This is a genomic window from Curtobacterium sp. ME12, assembly GCF_903970855.1.
GTDB lineage: Bacteria > Actinomycetota > Actinomycetes > Actinomycetales > Microbacteriaceae > Curtobacterium > Curtobacterium poinsettiae_A.
In genome coordinates, this window is the sequence record NZ_CAJCKD010000051.1 from 1 (window position 1) to 16,151 (window position 16,151).

The 16,151-nt window shown below is 71.7% G+C and carries 16 protein-coding genes; 1 reads left to right on the forward strand and 15 read right to left on the reverse strand.

From position 1 onward, the window contains the following. The coding region (locus tag H7A73_RS16930) for an aminotransferase class V-fold PLP-dependent enzyme (RefSeq protein WP_182067037.1) at positions 1-987 on the reverse strand (987 nt) is incomplete at its 3' end. Between the two features lie 70 nt (positions 988-1,057). Between H7A73_RS16930 and H7A73_RS16935 the strand changes: the two genes are divergently transcribed. Next, complete coding sequence (locus tag H7A73_RS16935; RefSeq protein WP_182067038.1) at positions 1,058-2,005, forward strand: LysR family transcriptional regulator; 948 nt, start codon at positions 1,058-1,060, stop codon at positions 2,003-2,005. A gap of 118 nt (positions 2,006-2,123) precedes the next feature. Here the strand turns inward: H7A73_RS16935 and H7A73_RS16940 are convergent, their stop codons facing one another. From H7A73_RS16940 to H7A73_RS17005, 14 genes are all read right to left on the reverse strand, one after another. Then, positions 2,124-2,921, reverse strand: coding sequence for an isoprenyl transferase (locus tag H7A73_RS16940; protein WP_182067039.1), 798 nt, complete (start codon positions 2,919-2,921; stop codon positions 2,124-2,126). Beyond that, the gene (gene recO / locus H7A73_RS16945; protein ID WP_027465318.1) at positions 2,918-3,772 is read right to left on the reverse strand and encodes a DNA repair protein RecO; all 855 of its coding nucleotides are present in this window, start codon (positions 3,770-3,772) and stop codon (positions 2,918-2,920) included. Before recO ends, H7A73_RS16940 begins: the two co-directional genes overlap by 4 nt. Before the next feature lie 207 nt (positions 3,773-3,979). Then, complete coding sequence (leuA, locus tag H7A73_RS16950; RefSeq protein ID WP_182067040.1) at positions 3,980-5,755, reverse strand: 2-isopropylmalate synthase; 1,776 nt, start codon at positions 5,753-5,755, stop codon at positions 3,980-3,982. A gap of 450 nt (positions 5,756-6,205) precedes the next feature. Then, positions 6,206-7,606, reverse strand: a complete 1,401-nt coding sequence (locus H7A73_RS16955; protein ID WP_182067041.1) for an ABC transporter permease — start codon at positions 7,604-7,606, stop codon at positions 6,206-6,208. After that, entirely contained in the window at positions 7,603-8,355 is a 753-nt protein-coding gene (locus tag H7A73_RS16960; protein WP_110860432.1) for an ABC transporter ATP-binding protein, read from the reverse strand. The genes H7A73_RS16955 and H7A73_RS16960 overlap by 4 nt, the downstream gene beginning before the upstream one ends. A 112-nt stretch (positions 8,356-8,467) precedes the next feature. Then, positions 8,468-9,157 (reverse strand): response regulator, encoded by a 690-nt coding sequence (locus tag H7A73_RS16965; protein WP_182067042.1) that lies wholly within the window; start codon positions 9,155-9,157, stop codon positions 8,468-8,470. Continuing rightward, the gene (locus tag H7A73_RS16970) at positions 9,154-10,392 is read right to left on the reverse strand and encodes a sensor histidine kinase (protein WP_220456642.1); all 1,239 of its coding nucleotides are present in this window, start codon (positions 10,390-10,392) and stop codon (positions 9,154-9,156) included. The genes H7A73_RS16965 and H7A73_RS16970 overlap by 4 nt, the downstream gene beginning before the upstream one ends. A gap of 73 nt (positions 10,393-10,465) precedes the next feature. Further along, positions 10,466-11,404 (reverse strand): GTPase Era, encoded by a 939-nt coding sequence (era, locus tag H7A73_RS16975; RefSeq protein WP_182067043.1) that lies wholly within the window; start codon positions 11,402-11,404, stop codon positions 10,466-10,468. Next, positions 11,401-12,723, reverse strand: coding sequence for a hemolysin family protein (locus H7A73_RS16980; protein WP_182067045.1), 1,323 nt, complete (start codon positions 12,721-12,723; stop codon positions 11,401-11,403). Before H7A73_RS16980 ends, era begins: the two co-directional genes overlap by 4 nt. A 3-nt stretch (positions 12,724-12,726) precedes the next feature. Further along, complete coding sequence (gene ybeY, locus H7A73_RS16985; RefSeq protein WP_182067046.1) at positions 12,727-13,188, reverse strand: rRNA maturation RNase YbeY; 462 nt, start codon at positions 13,186-13,188, stop codon at positions 12,727-12,729. Beyond that, positions 13,185-14,327, reverse strand: coding sequence for a PhoH family protein (locus H7A73_RS16990; protein WP_182067047.1), 1,143 nt, complete (start codon positions 14,325-14,327; stop codon positions 13,185-13,187). The genes ybeY and H7A73_RS16990 overlap by 4 nt, the downstream gene beginning before the upstream one ends. Beyond that, positions 14,317-14,670: a histidine triad nucleotide-binding protein gene (locus H7A73_RS16995; protein ID WP_182067048.1), complete on the reverse strand. Its 354-nt coding sequence runs from the start codon at positions 14,668-14,670 to the stop codon at positions 14,317-14,319. Before H7A73_RS16995 ends, H7A73_RS16990 begins: the two co-directional genes overlap by 11 nt. Positions 14,671-14,708: 38 nt before the next feature. Next, on the reverse strand, positions 14,709-15,446 hold the full coding sequence (locus H7A73_RS17000; RefSeq protein ID WP_182067049.1) for a 16S rRNA (uracil(1498)-N(3))-methyltransferase: 738 nt from the start codon (positions 15,444-15,446) through the stop codon (positions 14,709-14,711). Continuing rightward, on the reverse strand, positions 15,446-16,151 hold a 706-nt coding region (locus H7A73_RS17005), incomplete at its 5' end, for a DnaJ C-terminal domain-containing protein (RefSeq protein WP_310648870.1). The genes H7A73_RS17000 and H7A73_RS17005, both read right to left, overlap by 1 nt.

The following is a 16,151-nucleotide window of genomic DNA, read 5'->3' on the forward strand; positions in this document are numbered from 1 at the left end:
GTTCCACAGGTGGAACGCGATGCGCAGCCGACCGGCACGGCCGGAGGCGGTGAGCCCTGCGGCGGTGAGCGCCCGGAGCGCCGACCCGTCGGGGTCCGCGAACGTCACGATCGCCTGCCCGTCGCCCTGCCGAGGCGACCCGAGGGCGTCGCACAGCCGATCTGCGAGACCGGTGGCGTGCCTCCAGACCGCCTGCTGATCGAGCGCGACGGCGTGCTCGAGCGCGGCCACGGCACCGGGCCACGCCTGCCAGGCCGGCGAGACGTCGAAGCGACGCGCGTCGTCGGCCAGGTGCATCGCGGGGCCGTAGCACGAGGACCACACGTCCTCGCCGGCGTACCAGCCGGCCTGCACCGGGCGGAGCCGACCGAGCGCGGTGTCGGAGAGCGTCATGAAGGCGACGCCGCGCGGAGCGCAGAGCCACTTGTAGGTGTGCGTGAGCGTCACGTCGAACGGTGCGGCGTCGACGGGCAGGACGCCGGCGGCCTGCGTGAGGTCGCAGAGGGTCAGTGCGCCGACGCGTCGGGCGGCGGCCACGACCGGGTCGGGGTCGGTGACGACGCCGGTGGCGGACTGCACCGCGGACCACGCGACGAGGGCGGTGTCGGGCCCGACCGAGGCAGCGAGCCGCTCGAGCGGGACACTCCGGACCCGCACGCCCCGGTGTGCCTGGGCGAGGAACGGGAAGACGACCGAGCTGAAGTCCCCGTCGGGGACGACCACCTCGGCGCCGTCCGGCAGCGCGTCGGCGACGACCGCGGCCATCACCGAGGTCTGCGAACCGGTCGCGACGCGCTCCGTGGGGACGCCGACCAGTGCGGCGAAGAGCGCACGCCCCTGCTCGACCAGCACGCCGTACCGGGCGGGCGACGTCTCGGCGAGCGACCACGCGTCGAGGTCGGCGCGCTGGGCGGCCAGGGTGCCGTGGGTCGGCAGGCCCGCGGTGCACGCAGCCAGGTAGCCGTGGCCAGCGGGGAAGGAGTCCATGCGGACAGCGTCCCCGTTCCCGTCCCATCACACCAGAGCCGATCCGGTGTGCCACCGATAACATCAAGTGATGGACGAGATCGATCCCCAGTTGCTCCGGGTCCTGCGCGCCGTGGCCGACGGTGGGTCGATCACCCGCGCCGCCGCCGCACTCGGGTCGAGCCAGCCGGCCGTCAGCCAGCTCGTGGCCCGGGCCGAACAGCGTCTCGGGCACGCACTGGTCCTGCGCGGCGGACGGGGCGCGACCCTGACGCACGCGGGGCAGGTGCTCGCCGACCACGCCCTGCACGTGCAGGCCGCACTGACCGCGGCGCGCGAGGACCTCGACGCCGTGGGCGGACTCAGCCGGGGCCGGGTGCGACTCGCCGGGTTCCCGAGCGCGTCCTCCGCCCTCGTGCCCGCGGTGCTCGCGCGGCTCGCTGCGACGGCGCCCGGTGTGACGACCTCGTACGTCGAGGTCGAGCCACCCGAGGCACTCGACCTGCTGCGCGGTGGTGAGGTCGATGTCGCCCTCACCTTCACCTACGTCGGTGACGAGGTCGGGACCACGCCGGACCCGGGCCTCGTCACCCGGGCACTCGGTCGCGACCCGCTCGCGCTGGTGACGCCGGTCGAGCCGGGAGGCGATGAGCCCGTCCGCCCGGTGGGCTCCACCGTCGTGGACCTCGCGTCCCACCACGACGCCCGGTGGATCGGGGGCTGCCCGCGGTGCCGTGGGCACCTGCTCGCCTCGTGCGCGAGCGCGGGCTTCACGCCGGACATCGTGCTGGAGACGGACAACGCGGCCGCGGTGGTGGGCCTCGTCGCCGCCGGCCTCGGGGTGGCGCTGCTCCCCCGGCTGGCACTCGCGACGACCGTGATCCCCGCCGGTGTCGCGATCGACCCCGTGGACGATGAGCTCGCGCGGCGTGTCGAAGTGGTCGTCGCGCGTGGTGCCGACCGTGTGCCGAGCATCCGCGCGGCGCTCGACGCGGTGCGCTCCGCCGCCCACCTGCTCGAGGAACCGCTGCCGGGCTGAGGTGCGGCGCGCGCCGAGTCTCGGCTGCGCGGACACTCCGCGCCGTCCGGAGGGCGCAACGTGTCCGCAGATCCGAGACTCGGCCCCGGCCCCGGCAGCCTCGGCCCCGCGGCAGCGGCTACGCCGTCGGAGCGTCGACCGCGCCGCCGTAGCGTCGGTCTCGCCGTGCGTACTCCTCGATCGCCCCCCACAGGTCGGTGCGACGGAAGTCCGGCCAGAGCCGGTCGAGGAACACCATCTCGGCGTAGGCGGACTGCCACAGCAGGAAGTTGCTCGTGCGCTGCTCCCCCGAGCTCCGGAGGAACAGGTCGACGTCGGGCATCTCTGGCACGTACAGCCGCTTCGCCAGCGCCTTCTCGGTGACCTGGCTCGGCTTCAGGCGTCCGGCGGCGACGTCCTCGGCCATGCCCCGCACGGCATCGACGATCTCGTTCCGGCCGCCGTAGTTCACGCACATCGTCAGCGTGAGCACGTCGTTGCCCGCCGTCATCCGCTCGGCGGCCTCGAGCTCGTCGATGACGCTCCGCCACAGCCGCGGTCGCCGGCCGGCCCACCGCACCTTGACGCCCCACTGGTGCAGCTGGTCACGGCGACGGCGGATGACGTCACGGTTGAAGCCCATCAGGAACCGGACCTCTTCCGGGGAGCGCTTCCAGTTCTCCGTCGAGAACGCGTACGCCGACACGTGTCCGACGCCGATCTGGATCGCCCCGGCGACGACGTCGAGCAGTGAGGCCTCGCCCGCCTTGTGCCCCTCGATCCGGGTCAGGCCGCGGCCGTTCGCCCACCGGCCGTTGCCGTCCATGACGATGGCCACGTGCTCCGGGACGAACCGGGCCGGGATCGCCGGGGGCGTCTCGCCGGTCCAGTCGACCGGGCGGAAGGGTTCGACGTCGTCGGGGCGGCGGGGGCTCATGCGGTGGGGGCTCCTTCGACAGCGGGATCAGGATCGGGCTCGGGCACGGCGGGCGCCGGGGTCGAGGCCACCGCGCGCGCCGTCGCCTCGGGTCCGCCGTGGGTCTGCGGCACCGGCATCGGGTGTTCGGAACGGTCGACGTGCGGCAGGGAACGGAGCGATCGTTCCAGGTGCCACTGGGCGTAGGCCGCGACCACGCCGGAGGCCCGCGAACGCGTCCGCTCGTCGGTGGCGTCGACCGTCGCCCAGTCACCGGCGAGCAGGGAGCCGAGCACCCCGAGCGTCGCCGGGTCGAGCCGCGGGGTCCCCGGCGGGGCAGCACGGTCGGCGACGACACCACCGAGCTGCACCACGAATGCCGAGTGCGGGCCGGGCTCCCCCGTCACCGCGCAGTCGCTGAACGAGGGCGCCCACCCCGCGATGCTCATCGCCCGGAGCAGGTACGAGTCGAGCGTGGCGCTGGACTGGTGCTCACCGCGCGACAGCGACCGCAGCGCGCCGACGAGCAACAGGTACTGCTGCAGTCCGGCGTCGGCCTCGCTCAGGCGGTCGGCGGTCTCGACCATCGCGCTGGCCGCGGTGTACGCGCCGTAGTCGGCGACGATCTGTGCCCCGTAGGCCCCGAGCGACTCGGCCTGGGTGACGATGTCGAGCGACCGGCCCTCGTAGAACTGGGCGTCGACGACCATGAACGGCTCGAGCCGGCTGCCGAACTTCGAGGCCGTCCGCCGCACGCCCTTGGCCACCGCGCGGATCTTGCCGTGCTGCCGCGAGAGCATCGTGACGATGCGGTCGGCTTCACCGAGCTTGTGGGTGCGCAACACGACGCACTCGTCCCGGTACAACGGCATGCCCCCAGTATCCCCTGCCCCGCCGACAGCGCAGCGCGCTGCGCGCTGCGGAGTTGTACCGAGTGGAATCGGGCGTACCTGGTCGGAAGAAACGACCAGGTACGCCCGATTCGACTTGCCATCGCGCGTGACGGGGGAAGAACCGGGCACGGACGGGAGGCGCGGTGCGAGTCCAGCCCGCACCGCGCCTCCCGGCCCGGTCGAGTCTCAGGCGGAGACGAGCTCCGGCGAGTCGGCGCCGGCTGCAGCACCGGCGCGCACCGCGCGGTTCACCGCGGACACGATCGCCTTGAGCGACGCCGTGGAGATGTCCGCGTCGATGCCGACGCCCCACAGGCGCACGCCGTCGACGTCGAGCTCGACGTACGACGCCGCCTTGGCGTCACCCGAGGCGCTCATCGTGTGCTCCGAGTAGTCGTACAGCGTGACCTGGACGCCCTGCTCGGCGAGGACCTTGAGGAACGCGTCGATCGGACCGGTGCCCACGGCGTCGGCGGTGACGGAGCCCTCGTCGACGCGGAGTGCGACCGACAGCGAGGTCGTGCCGTCGAAGTCGCTCGAGGTCGCCGTCTTGGTGAGCTCGTACCGGCCCCACTTCTCGTCGTCGATCGATGCGGGCAGGTACTCGTCCTGGAACACGTCCCAGATGCGCTGCGACGAGAACTCGCCGCCCTCGGTGTCGGTGTGCCGCTGCACGACGCCGGAGAACTCGATCTGCAGCTTGCGGGGCAGGTCGAGGGCGTGGTCGGTCTTGAGCAGGTATGCCACACCGCCCTTGCCGGACTGCGAGTTGACGCGGATGACGGCCTCGTACGACCGGCCGATGTCCTTCGGGTCGACGGGCAGGTACGGCACCGCCCACTCGATCTCGTCGATGTCCTTGCCCGCGGCGGCGGCCTTGGCCTTCATCGCCTCGAAGCCCTTGTTGATGGCGTCCTGGTGCGAGCCGCTGAACGCCGTGTACACGAGGTCGCCCGCCCACGGCTGTCGCTCGGGCACCGGCAGCTGGTTGCAGTACTCGACGGTGCGCTTCACCTGGTCGATGTCCGCGAACGAGATCTCCGGGTCGATGCCCTGCGTGAACAGGTTCATGCCCAGCGCGACGAGGTCGACGTTGCCGGTGCGCTCACCGTTGCCGAACAGGCAGCCCTCGATGCGGTCCGCGCCGGCCATGTAGCCCAGCTCGGCGGCGGCGACGGCGGTGCCGCGGTCGTTGTGCGGGTGCAGTGACAGGATGACGTCCTCGCGGTGGGCGAGGTTGCGCGACATCCACTCGATCGAGTCGGCGTAGACGTTCGGCGTGGCCATCTCGACGGTGGCGGGCAGGTTGATGATGACCTTGCGCTCGGGCGTCGGCTCGAAGACCTCGAGGACGGCGTTGCAGATCTCCAGTGCGACCTCGAGCTCGGTGCCCGTGTAGGACTCCGGCGAGTACTCGTAGTAGATCGTCGTGTCGTGCTGCAGCGTCGCCTCGGCCGCCTTGCAGAGCTTCGCCCCGGCCACCGCGATGTCCACGACGCCCTGCACGTCGGTGCGGAAGACGACTTCGCGCTGCACGATGCTCGTGGAGTTGTACAGGTGGACGATGGCCTGCTTGGCGCCGTCGATCGCCTCGTACGTGCGCTGGATGAGGTGCTCGCGCGCCTGGGTCAGCACCTGGATGGTGACGTCGTCGGGGATCGCGCCCTCGTCGATCAGCGATCGGACGAAGTCGAAGTCGGTCTGCGAGGCGCTCGGGAACCCGACCTCGATCTCCTTGTAGCCCATCCGGACGAGGAGGTCGAACATCGCCCGCTTGCGCTCGGCGTCCATCGGGTCGATGAGGGCCTGGTTGCCGTCACGCAGATCGACCGCGCACCAGCGCGGCGCCTTGTCGATGCGCTTCGTGGGCCAGGTGCGGTCGGGCAGGTCGACGGTGATCTGCTCGTGGAACGGGACGTACTTGTGGATCGGCATTCCGGAGGGCTGCTGTGTGTTCTGCATCGTTCTTCGCTTTCGTCGCGTGTTCGTGAGCTCTTGTGGTGCGGCCACGACGGACTCCGCGACGAGGTGGGCCGGAGTGTCAGGCCTCGTCGCGGCAGCGAAGGAGGAGGAGTGCCGAGTACATCGAGACCCACGCTAGCACCGCTCTACCAGGCTGGCGCAAGCGTGTGACGTGAGACCGCCCGGTGCCGTCGAACGGCGATGCCGAGTGCGGTGCCGAGTGCGGTGCCGGGTGGTCGAGACCTGCCGCGGGCCAGTCGCCGAGCGGTCGCGCGCTGTCGCCCGGGCTGGGTCCGGACGACAGTTCGTGACACCTCGGCGGACGTGAGCGGCGTGGCAGGGCCGGGCAGGGCAGGGCACCTCGGCGCGACCACACGACAAATCGGGAGGCGCGGTGCCAGCTGGCACCGGGCCTCCCGCGTCGTCGCGCGGTGCGACCAGGGCGACGGGTCAGTCGACCGCGAGCGCCTCGGTCGGCGGGACGCGCATCGCGCGCCGCACCGGGGCGATGGTGGCGACGACCGCCAGGACCAGCGCGCCGATCACCACGATGCCGATGGTCAACGGCGGCACCACCGGTGCCACGGGTGTCCCGAGCGAGCCGAGCAGCGTCTGCCCGCCGACCCAGCCGTACAACGTGCCGAGCGCCAGCCCCGAGACGACGGCCGCGACGACCATCTGCACCGCCTCGGTCACGATCATCCGTCGGACCTGCGCACCGGTCAGGCCGAGCACCCGCAGCAGCCCGAGTTCGCGTCGACGCTGGAGCACCCCGAGCGCCAGGGCGTTCACGACCCCGACGGCGGCGATCACGGCGGAGAACCCGACGATCACGCTGACGACCGCGTTGATCTGCACGAAGAGGTCGCGTTGCGCCTCGATCATCTCGGGGGTGGCGCTCCCCGCGCTCATGGCGCGCATCTCGGTCTCGAGCACGTGCTGCATGATGCCGAGCGCGACCGCGAAGGTGACGAGCAGGGTGATGCCGATGACGAGCCCGATGGTCGCCCGCGAGGACCGCCCCGGCGCCCGCATCGCGTTCCGTCCGGCGAGCAGGACGACGGGGTCGTGCGAGCCGATGCGGCCGATGAGCTGCAGCACGGGCGGCATCACGATCGTCGCCCCCACCGCGACCCCGGCGAAGGACACGAACCCGCCGAGCGCCGCCGGCAGGACCGCGACCGGGGACAGCGAGCTCACCGCGAGCCCGAGCAGCATCAGCGCCGCGCCGCCGGCCATGAGCACGATCGACCAGACCTTGCGGGCGGTGCCGGACCGGACGTCGTCGTGGCTCGGTTCGACGCTCGAGGACAGCGCCTCGAGCGGGGTGACGGTGAGCACGCGGCGCGACCCGGCAGCGAAGGCGCCCCAGGTGGCGAGGACGACGGCCACGACCGGCAGCACGAGCTCCCACGGGACGTAGGTGTACTCGGCCTCGGGCAGGACCCCGTTGCCCCGCAGGACGACGACGAACAGGGCCGAGAGCGCGGTCCCCACGACGGCGCCGACGACCCCGCCGAGCACGCCAACGATCAGCCCGGTGCGGGTGATCCGCGCACGGAGGGTCGCACCGGTCGCACCGACGAGCCGCTGCAACGCGATGGTCCGGGTCTGCCCGGCGATCAGGGTGGCGCAGGTGTTCGCGGTGACGATCGCGCCGACGTACAGCGCGATGCCGAGGAACAGCCACCCCACCACGGACAGGATCGCCTTGATCGGACCGAGGTCAGCCACCCCGGCGGCTCGGAGCGCTTCGGTGACGATCCCCGGTGCGATGACGAGGGCGGAACCGAACGTGGTGCCGAGGGCGGCGACGAGGACGGTCGGGGCGAAGGAGCGGACGTCGTTCACGCTGCGGCCTCCATCCCGAGCATCGTCGTGGAGATCGCGCCGGCGTCCATCGCGGGGCGGTCCGCGACGATCCTGCCGTCGGCGAGGAACAGGATGCGGTCGGCGTTCGCGGCCGCGACCGGGTCGTGCGTGACCATGACGACGCTCTGCCCCCACTCCTGGACGGCGCCGCGGAGGATCGCCAGCACGTCGCGCCCGGTGCGGGAGTCGAGCGCGCCGGTCGGTTCGTCGGCGACGACCACCGCCGGTCGCGACGCGAGCGCCCGCGCGATGGCGACGCGTTGCTGCTGCCCGCCGGAGAGCTGGTGCGGCCGGTGCGTCAGCCGGTTGCCGAGCCCGAGCATCTCGACGAGCCGGTCGATCCAGGCGGTCTCCTCGTGCGAAGGCTTGTGCCCACCGAGCAGGAACGGCAACCGGATGTTCTCGCTGACGTCGAGCGTCGGGACGAGGTTGAACGACTGGAACACGAAGCCCAGCCGACGACGACGCAGCTCGGTGAGGTCCTTGTCGCCCAGGGCCGTGATGTCGACGCCGTCGATCTGGATCCGACCGGCGGACACGGCGTCGAGGCCGGCCGCGACGTGCATGAGCGTCGACTTGCCGGATCCGGACGGGCCCATCACCGCGGTGAACTCCCCCGCGCCGATGTCGACGCTGACGTCGTCGAGCGCGGTGACACGTCGGGCGTCGTCGCCGTAGTGCTTGGACACGTGGTCGAGGCGGATGATCGGGGCGTGGCTCGTGGTCATGCATCCACGATGGCGGTCGGCGGGCCCGTCCCGCGTCGCCCGGTCGGCTGCTGTGGATCGTCCGCTCGGCTCGGTTGCCTGTGGAGGGGTCATCCCCGCGGATGACCCGGCTTCATTCTGCCTTGGTGACGAGCCCGTGTTCGTGGGCGAAGACGACGAGGCGCACCCGATCGCGGAGCTCGAGCTTCGTCAGGACCCGCGAGATGTGCGTCTTGACGGTGGCCTCACTGACGTACTCGTGCTGGGCGATCTCGCTGTTGCTGAACCCCCGGGCGGCCAGGTCGAAGATCTCGCGCTCACGCGGGGTGAGGTCGGCGAAGGCCGCGGGGACGGCGGCAGCGCGGCCGACCGAGTCGTCGTACCGTCGCAGGAGCTCTCGCGTGGCCGACGCGGCGAACACCGCGGTGCCGGCGTGCACGGTCCGGACCGCCGCGAGCAGGAACTCCGGGTCGGCGTCCTTGAGCACGAACCCGCTCGCACCGGCGCGGATGGCCTTGGCTGCGGCCTCGTCGAAGTCGAACGTGGTCAGCACGAGGACCTTCGCACCGTCGGTACCGGACTGCTCGACGATGTGACCGGTCGCCGTGATGCCGTCCATCACGGGCATCCGGACGTCCATCAGCACCACGTCGGGACGGGTGCGTCGGACGAGTTCGACTCCCTCGGCACCGTCACCCGCCTCGCCGACGAACCGCAGGTCGGGCTGCGAGTCGATGAGCATCCGGATGCCGGTGCGGAAGAGCGCCTGGTCGTCGACGAGGGCGACACGGATCCGGTGCTCGTCGGTCGGGATCGTGGTCATCGGGCGGTGCGCTCCTGCTCGGTCGGGGTGATCCGGCCGCGGGGCATCTGCCCACTCGCCGGGACGGTCGGCATCCGGACGGCGACCGTGAAGTCGTCTCCCCGGGCTCCGGCGGTCATGGTGCCGCCGGTCATCACGGCGCGCTCGCGCATGCCGACCAGCCCGTGACCCGTTCCGGGTCCGCGGACGCCGTCGTCGGCACGTCGGTTCACGACGGTGATCTCGACCGTGTCCGGCCGGTAGGTCAGGGCCGCACGTACCGGGCTGCCGGGCTCACCGTGCTTGTACGCGTTCGTCAGGCTCTCCTGCACGATCCGGTAGACCGCGAGTTGCGTGGTGGTGGGCAGCCCGGCGGGGTCGCCCTCGCGTTCCACGCGCACGTCGAGCCCGAGCTGCCGCATCTCGTCGACGAGCCGGTCGATGTCGTCGATCTCCGGCGTCGGCGCGGTCCCCTGCTCGTGCCGGAGCGCGCCGAGGAGTTCGCGCACGTCGCCGAGGGCTCGGCGCGCCGTGGCCGAGATGGTGCTGAGGGCCTGGTCGGCCACCGCGGGGTCGGCCTTCAGGGCGTACCGGGCACCGTCGGACTGTGCGATGACCACCGCGAGCGAGTGCGCGACGATGTCGTGCATGTCGCGGGCGATCCGCACGCGCTCCTGCTCGACCGCGACGGCCCGGTCGGCCCGCGCGGCGTCACGCTCGGCGAGCAACTGGGCCTCGCGACTCATGCTCGCCGACCGTCGGGTCCGGACCACGAGTCCGGCGAGCCACGGCAGCAGCAGCAGGAGCAGGACGACGGCGAAGAACGACAGGGTGACCTGCAGCGACTCCTGCAGCGGCGTCGAAGCGGTCTCGTAGGTGAGCCGGTTCTGGTAGTCGTCGAAGCCCATGTAGGCGGCCGCCGCCACGGAGCCGACGATCGCCGACACGAGCCCGGCCAGCCGCACACGGCGACTGCCGTACGCGCTCGTCGTGTACATGACGCCGGCGATGAACGCGTTCGACACGTCCGGCACCTGCAGGGTTGCCATCTCGAGGACCGCGAACACCCAAGCGACGGTCAGCGCGAGCCCGGGCGACAGGCGCCGCAGTGCCAGGGCGGCGGTCATGCCGACGACGGTGACGACCGACAGCGGGCCGTCGATCCCACGCCCGCTGGCGACCAGGACGAGGACGCCGAGCAGCACGGCGATCAGCAGGTCGGTGATGACCTGCGCACGCAGCATCGGACGGAACACCCGTCCACGGTACGGCGGACCGCTCGTCCCCGCGTCCGTCGCCCGGATGACCCGGGGTGTGAGCCGCGGACGGTCAGAAACCGAGACGTCCGAGCTGCTTCGGGTCACGCTGCCACTCCTTGGCCACCTTCACGCGGATGTTCAGGTAGACGTGTCGGCCGCCGAGCAGCGACTCGATCTCGACGCGGGCCCGCGAACCGACGTCCTTCAGGCGCTCGCCCTTGTGTCCGATGACGATCGCCTTCTGGCTGTCCCGCTCGACGAACAGGTTCGCGAAGATGCGCAGGGGGCCGTCGGCGTCCTCGTCGGCGTCGGGCTCGACGATGTCCTCGATGACGACGGCGAGCGAGTGCGGCAGCTCGTCACGGACGCCCTCGAGCGCGGCCTCGCGGATGAGCTCCCCGATGCGCTCCTCGTCGGTCTCCTCGGTCACCGCGCTCGAGTCGTACAGCTGCGGCGACTCGGGGAGCAGGGCCGTGATCACGCCGAGCAGGTCTTCGAGCTGCATGCCCCTGGTACCCGACGTCGGCACCACGGCGTCCCAGTCGCGGAGCTTCGAGACGGCCAGCAGCTGCTCGCCGACGCGGTCCTTGGAGGTGCTGTCGATCTTCGTCACGATCGCGATCTTCTTGGCGCGCGGGTACTGGTCGAGCGTGTCGTTGATGAACCGGTCGCCGGGGCCGACGGGCTCGTTGGCCGGCACGCAGAACCCGATCACGTCGACGTCGCCGAGCGTGGACTGCACGAGGTCGTTCAACCGTTCGCCGAGCAGGGTGCGCGGACGGTGCACGCCCGGCGTGTCGACGATGATCACCTGGCCGTCGGGCCGGTGCACGATCCCGCGGATGGCGCGTCGGGTGGTCTGCGGCTTGGACGAGGTGATGGCGACCTTCTCGCCCACCAGGGCGTTGGTCAGCGTCGACTTGCCGACGTTCGGACGGCCGACGAACGAGACGAAGCCCGCGCGGTAGGGCTGCTCCGAGCCGGCCTGGGTGGTGTCGGGGTCGGTCATGCGTGCGTGGTTCCCGTCGTGGTGGGTTCGGCGTCGTCGAAGGCGTCCTCGACGTCGGCCAGGGCGTGGGTGCGCTCGGCGAGCACGGTGATGAGGTGGCGGCGCTTGCCCTCGACCCGGTCGGCGGTCAGGACGACCCCGGACACGGTGACGGTGTCGCCGGACACGGCCAGGTGTCCGAGCTCCTTGGTGAGCAGACCACCGGCGGTGTCGACGTCGTCGTCGTCGAGCTCGATGCCGAACAGGTCGCCGAGCTCGTCGATCGGCAGTCGGGCGGAGATCCTCCAGATGCCCGGTTCGACCTCGGTCCGGTCGACGACGGCGCGGTCGTACTCGTCGGAGATGTCGCCGACGAGTTCTTCGATGAGGTCCTCCATGGTCACGAGCCCGGCGACACCGCCGTACTCGTCGACCACCAGCACCAGGTGGTTCTTGGCGACCTGCATGTGCCGCAGGGTGTCGTCGGCGTGCTTCGACTCCGGCACGAACTCGGCGGGCCGCAGCAGTCGGCTGACCCGCTCGGTGCGGGACGCCGGCCGCTCGTACAGCGACCGCGCGACGTCGCGCAGGTACAGCACACCCCGCACGTCGTCGCTGTCCTTGCCCGTCACCGGCATCCGGGACACCCCGGCGGCCAGGAACTGCTCCATGGCCGTGGCCAGCGTCTCAGCACCGTCGACGGTGAGCATGTCCGTTCGGGGCACCATGACCTCACGCACCAGGGTGTCGCTGAACTCGAACACGGAGTGGATGAGTTCGCGGTCCTCGTCCTCGAGCACGTTGCTCTCGGTTGCCTCGTCGACGAGCGAGAGCAGCTGCTCCTCGCTCGACACGGTGGAGGCGCTCCGGCCGCGGCCGGGGGTGACCCGGTCGCCGATCCGGACGAGCAGCCCGGCCAGCGGACCGAGCACGATGCGGACCCCGCGGACGATGCCGCCGGTCGCACCGATCAGCCGCTCGGCGTGGGCGCGTCCGACGCTGCGCGGGCTCGACCCGACCAGCACGAACGACACCGCCGTCATGATCGCGGCGGAGACCACGAGTGCGATCCACCAGCTGTCGAAGGCGCGCACGAGGGCGATCGTCACGAGCACCGCCGCGGCGGTCTCGGCGAGGACACGGAAGAAGTTCAGCGCGTTGACGTGCGCCCCGACGTCGTCCGCGATCGCCTCGACGGCGCGGCGGCGCTTGTTGCCCCTGGCGATCTCGTCGAGGTCGGCACGGGAGACCACCGAGAGTGCGGCGTCGCTCGCGGCGAGGAGCCCGCCGAGCACGACGAGCCCCAGCGCCACCGCGAGGAGTCCGGCGACGACGACCACCGACTACCGCCCTCGTTGCTGGGCGGCGAAGGCGTTCAGGATCTCGCCCTGGATGCCGAACATCTCGGCCTTCTCGTCGGGCTCGGCGTGGTCGAAGCCGAGCAGGTGCAGGATGCCGTGGCAGGTGAGCAGCAGCATCTCGTCGGTGCTCGAGTGCCCGGCGGTCTTGGCCTGCTCCTCGGCCACCTGCGGGCAGAGCACGATGTCGCCCAGCAGCCCGGCCGGCGTGGGGTCGTCCTCCGTGCCGGGACGCAGCTCGTCCATCGGGAAGCTCAGGACGTCCGTCGGGCCGGGCTCGTCCATCCACCGCACGTGCAGCTGCTCCATGGCGCCCTCGTCGACCAGCACGATCGCGAGCTCGGCGTCGGCGTGGACGTGCATCGCGTCGAGGGCGAAGGCGGCGAGCCGCTGGATCGCGGCCTCGTCCACCTCGACGCCGGACTCGTTGTTGAGCTCGATGCTCACCGGGTGCCTCCTCGGGCGTCGTTCTGGGGGTAGGGGGGTCGTGCGCGGTCCTGCGGCGGGCGTCCCCTGCGTTCGGCGCGGTTGGCGCCGTCGGGGTTGCCGACCGGGGCGGTGCCACGGCCACCGGGGCGCTGCCCGGCCTGCTCGGCGAGGCGCTCCTCGTCGTAGACCGTGTACGCGTCGACGATCCGGCCGACGAGGGTGTGGCGGACCACGTCCTCGCTGCCGAGGCGGGCGAAGTGGATGTCCTCGACCTGGTCGAGGATGCGGGTCACGAGCCGGAGACCGGAGACGTTGCCCGGCAGGTCGACCTGGGTGATGTCGCCGGTGATGACCATCTTCGAGCCGAACCCGAGCCGGGTCAGGAACATCTTCATCTGCTCGGGCGTGGTGTTCTGCGCCTCGTCGAGCACCACGAAGGAGTCGTTGAGCGTCCGGCCGCGCATGTACGCCAGCGGGGCCACCTCGACGGTGCCGGCCGCCAGGAGCTTCGGGACCAGCTCCGGGTCCATCATCTCGTTCAGGGCGTCGTAGAGCGGGCGCAGGTACGGGTCGATCTTGTCGGTCAGCGTGCCCGGCAGGAAGCCGAGCCGCTCGCCGGCCTCGACCGCGGGACGGGTGAGGATGATCCGGTTGACCTCGCGCCGCTGCAGCGCCTGCACGGCCTTGGCCATCGCCAGGTACGTCTTGCCGGTACCGGCCGGACCGATGCCGAACGTGATGGTGTGCTCGTCGATGGCGTCGACGTACGCACGCTGCCCGTCGGTCTTCGGGCGGACGGACTTGCCGCGGCTCGACACGATCGGGGTGCCGAAGGTGTCGGACGGCTTGCGGTCGTCGTCGAGGATCCGTGCCGACATCGGGATGTCGGCCGGGCCGATCTCCTGCCCGCGCCTGACCATGCCGACGAGCTCGTCGACGAGCGCCTTCGCGCGGGCGACGGCGCGCTCCGGCCCGGTCAGCGTGACCTCGTTGCCACGGACGACGACCCGGACGCCCGGGTACTGGCGCTCGACGGTCTTGAGCAGACGGTCCTGGGGGCCGAGCAGCTGCACCATGGCGATGCCGTCGACCTGGAGCGAGACCGAGACGGTCTCGTCCTCGGCGGCGGTGGGCTGTACGGGTTCGTTAACCGGCAAGGGTGCCTTCCTGCAGTTCACCTGCGAGTACGTGCGCGTGCACGTGGAACACGGTCTGACCGGCGGCTTCGCCGGTGTTGAAGACGAGTCGGAACTGGCCGTCGGCACGCTCGTCGGCGATCCGCTGCGCGGTGGCGACGACGTGGGCCAACAGGTCGGGGTCGCCCGCTGCGAGTTCGCCGACGTTCGCGTACTGCTCGGTCTTGGGGACGACGAGCACGTGGACGGGGGCCTTCGGGGCGATGTCCTCGATCACGATCACACGGTCGTCCTCGGCGACGATGGTCGCCGGGATCTCGCGCGCGATGATCTTGGAGAAGACGCTGGGCGTGCTGCTGCTCATGGCTCCATCGTAGGACGCGCCCGACGGCGTGGTCCGGCTCACCAGCGACCCAGTCGCGCCTGCAGGACAGCGAGTGCGGCCGGTCCGGCGGTGGACGTGCGGAGCACGCTGTCACCGAGTCGGACCCGCACGGCACCCGCGGCCTCGAGCCGGTCGAGCTCCGCGCCGTCGATGCCGCCTTCGGGGCCGACGACGAGGGCGATGTCCTCGGCGTCCGGCGGAGGTTCCCAGGTGGCGAGTCGCACGGTCGCGGTCGGGTCGAGCAGGACGAGGGTGGTCCCGTCACCGAGCGCGGACACGATCTGTCCGGTCGTCACCAGCGGCGCGACGACGGGCACGCGCGGACGGATCGCCTGCTTCGCCGCCTCGTGCGCGATCGCGGCCCACCGCGCACGGCCCTTCTCGACCTTCGCGCCGTCCCACCGGGAGACGCTGCGCGCGGCCGACCACGGCACGACCCGGTCGACGCCGATCTCGGTCGCCGCCTGCACCGCCATCTCGTCACGGCCGCCCTTGGCCAGGGCCTGCACGAGCGTCAGCGACGGGCGCGGCGCATCCTGGTGCTCGACGGTCTCGACCGCGAGCTCCAGGGTGTCCTTGCCGAGCGCCGTGACCGGACCGGATACCACGGTGCCCCGTCCGTCGGCGATGCGCAGGACCTCGCCGACCCGGACACGCGCGACGGAGACCGCGTGCCGGCCCTCGGCCCCGTCGAGCGACACCGGGTCACCGACCGCGACGCCGTCCAGCGAGTCGACGAGGTACAACGACGCCATCAGTGGTTGAAGAACCGGTCGCGGAGCTTGCCGAACATGCCCTGCTGGAACCGGGCGAGCTGCGGAGCGGTGGTCTTGTGCGACTTCGCGAGCTGCTCGACCAGCTGCCGTTCCTTGTGGGACAGCTTGGTCGGGGTGACGACCTGCACGCCGACCCGCAGGTCGCCGCGACCGTTCCCGCGCAGCTTCGTGATGCCGCGGTCCTTGATGACGAGGACGTCGGCGCTCTGCACACCCGGTCGGATCTCCAGCTCGACCGGACCGTCGAGACCGTCGATCGTGGTGGTCGTGCCCAGGACGGCGTCGGTCATGCCGACCTCGAGCGTCGCCAGCAGGTCGTCGCCGTCACGGCTGAAGACGTCGTCGTGGCGCACGCGGATCTCGAGGTACAGGTCGCCGGACGGGCCGCCGGCCGGACCGACCTCGCCCTGGCCGGGCATCTGCAGGCGCAGGCCGGAGTCGACGCCGGCGGGGACGTCCACCGGCACGGTGCGACGCGCGCGGACGCGGCCCTGACCCTGGCAGGTCGGGCAGGGGCTCGGGATGACCGTGCCGTACCCGCGGCAGGTGCCGCACGGGGCGCTCGTCACCACGTTGCCCAGGAGCGAGCGGACCTGGCGCTGGATGTGCCCGGAGCCACCGCAGATGTCGCACGTACGCGGGCTGGTGCCCGGTGCGCAGCAGGAGCCGTGGCAGGTCTCGCAC

What these genes read in the sequence shown, in the direction of transcription:
- H7A73_RS16935 (WP_182067038.1), top strand. Translation starts at nt 1,058, where the DNA reads ATGGACGAGATCGATCCCCAGTTGCTCCGGGTCCTGCGCGCCGTGGCC.
- H7A73_RS16940 (WP_182067039.1), bottom strand. Translation starts at nt 2,921, where the DNA reads ATGAGCCCCCGCCGCCCCGACGACGTCGAACCCTTCCGCCCGGTCGAC.
- recO (WP_027465318.1), bottom strand. Translation starts at nt 3,772, where the DNA reads ATGCCGTTGTACCGGGACGAGTGCGTCGTGTTGCGCACCCACAAGCTC.
- leuA (WP_182067040.1), bottom strand. Translation starts at nt 5,755, where the DNA reads ATGCAGAACACACAGCAGCCCTCCGGAATGCCGATCCACAAGTACGTC.
- H7A73_RS16960 (WP_110860432.1), bottom strand. Translation starts at nt 8,355, where the DNA reads ATGACCACGAGCCACGCCCCGATCATCCGCCTCGACCACGTGTCCAAG.
- H7A73_RS16965 (WP_182067042.1), bottom strand. Translation starts at nt 9,157, where the DNA reads ATGACCACGATCCCGACCGACGAGCACCGGATCCGTGTCGCCCTCGTC.
- era (WP_182067043.1), bottom strand. Translation starts at nt 11,404, where the DNA reads ATGACCGACCCCGACACCACCCAGGCCGGCTCGGAGCAGCCCTACCGC.
- H7A73_RS16995 (WP_182067048.1), bottom strand. Translation starts at nt 14,670, where the DNA reads ATGAGCAGCAGCACGCCCAGCGTCTTCTCCAAGATCATCGCGCGCGAG.
- H7A73_RS17000 (WP_182067049.1), bottom strand. Translation starts at nt 15,446, where the DNA reads ATGGCGTCGTTGTACCTCGTCGACTCGCTGGACGGCGTCGCGGTCGGT.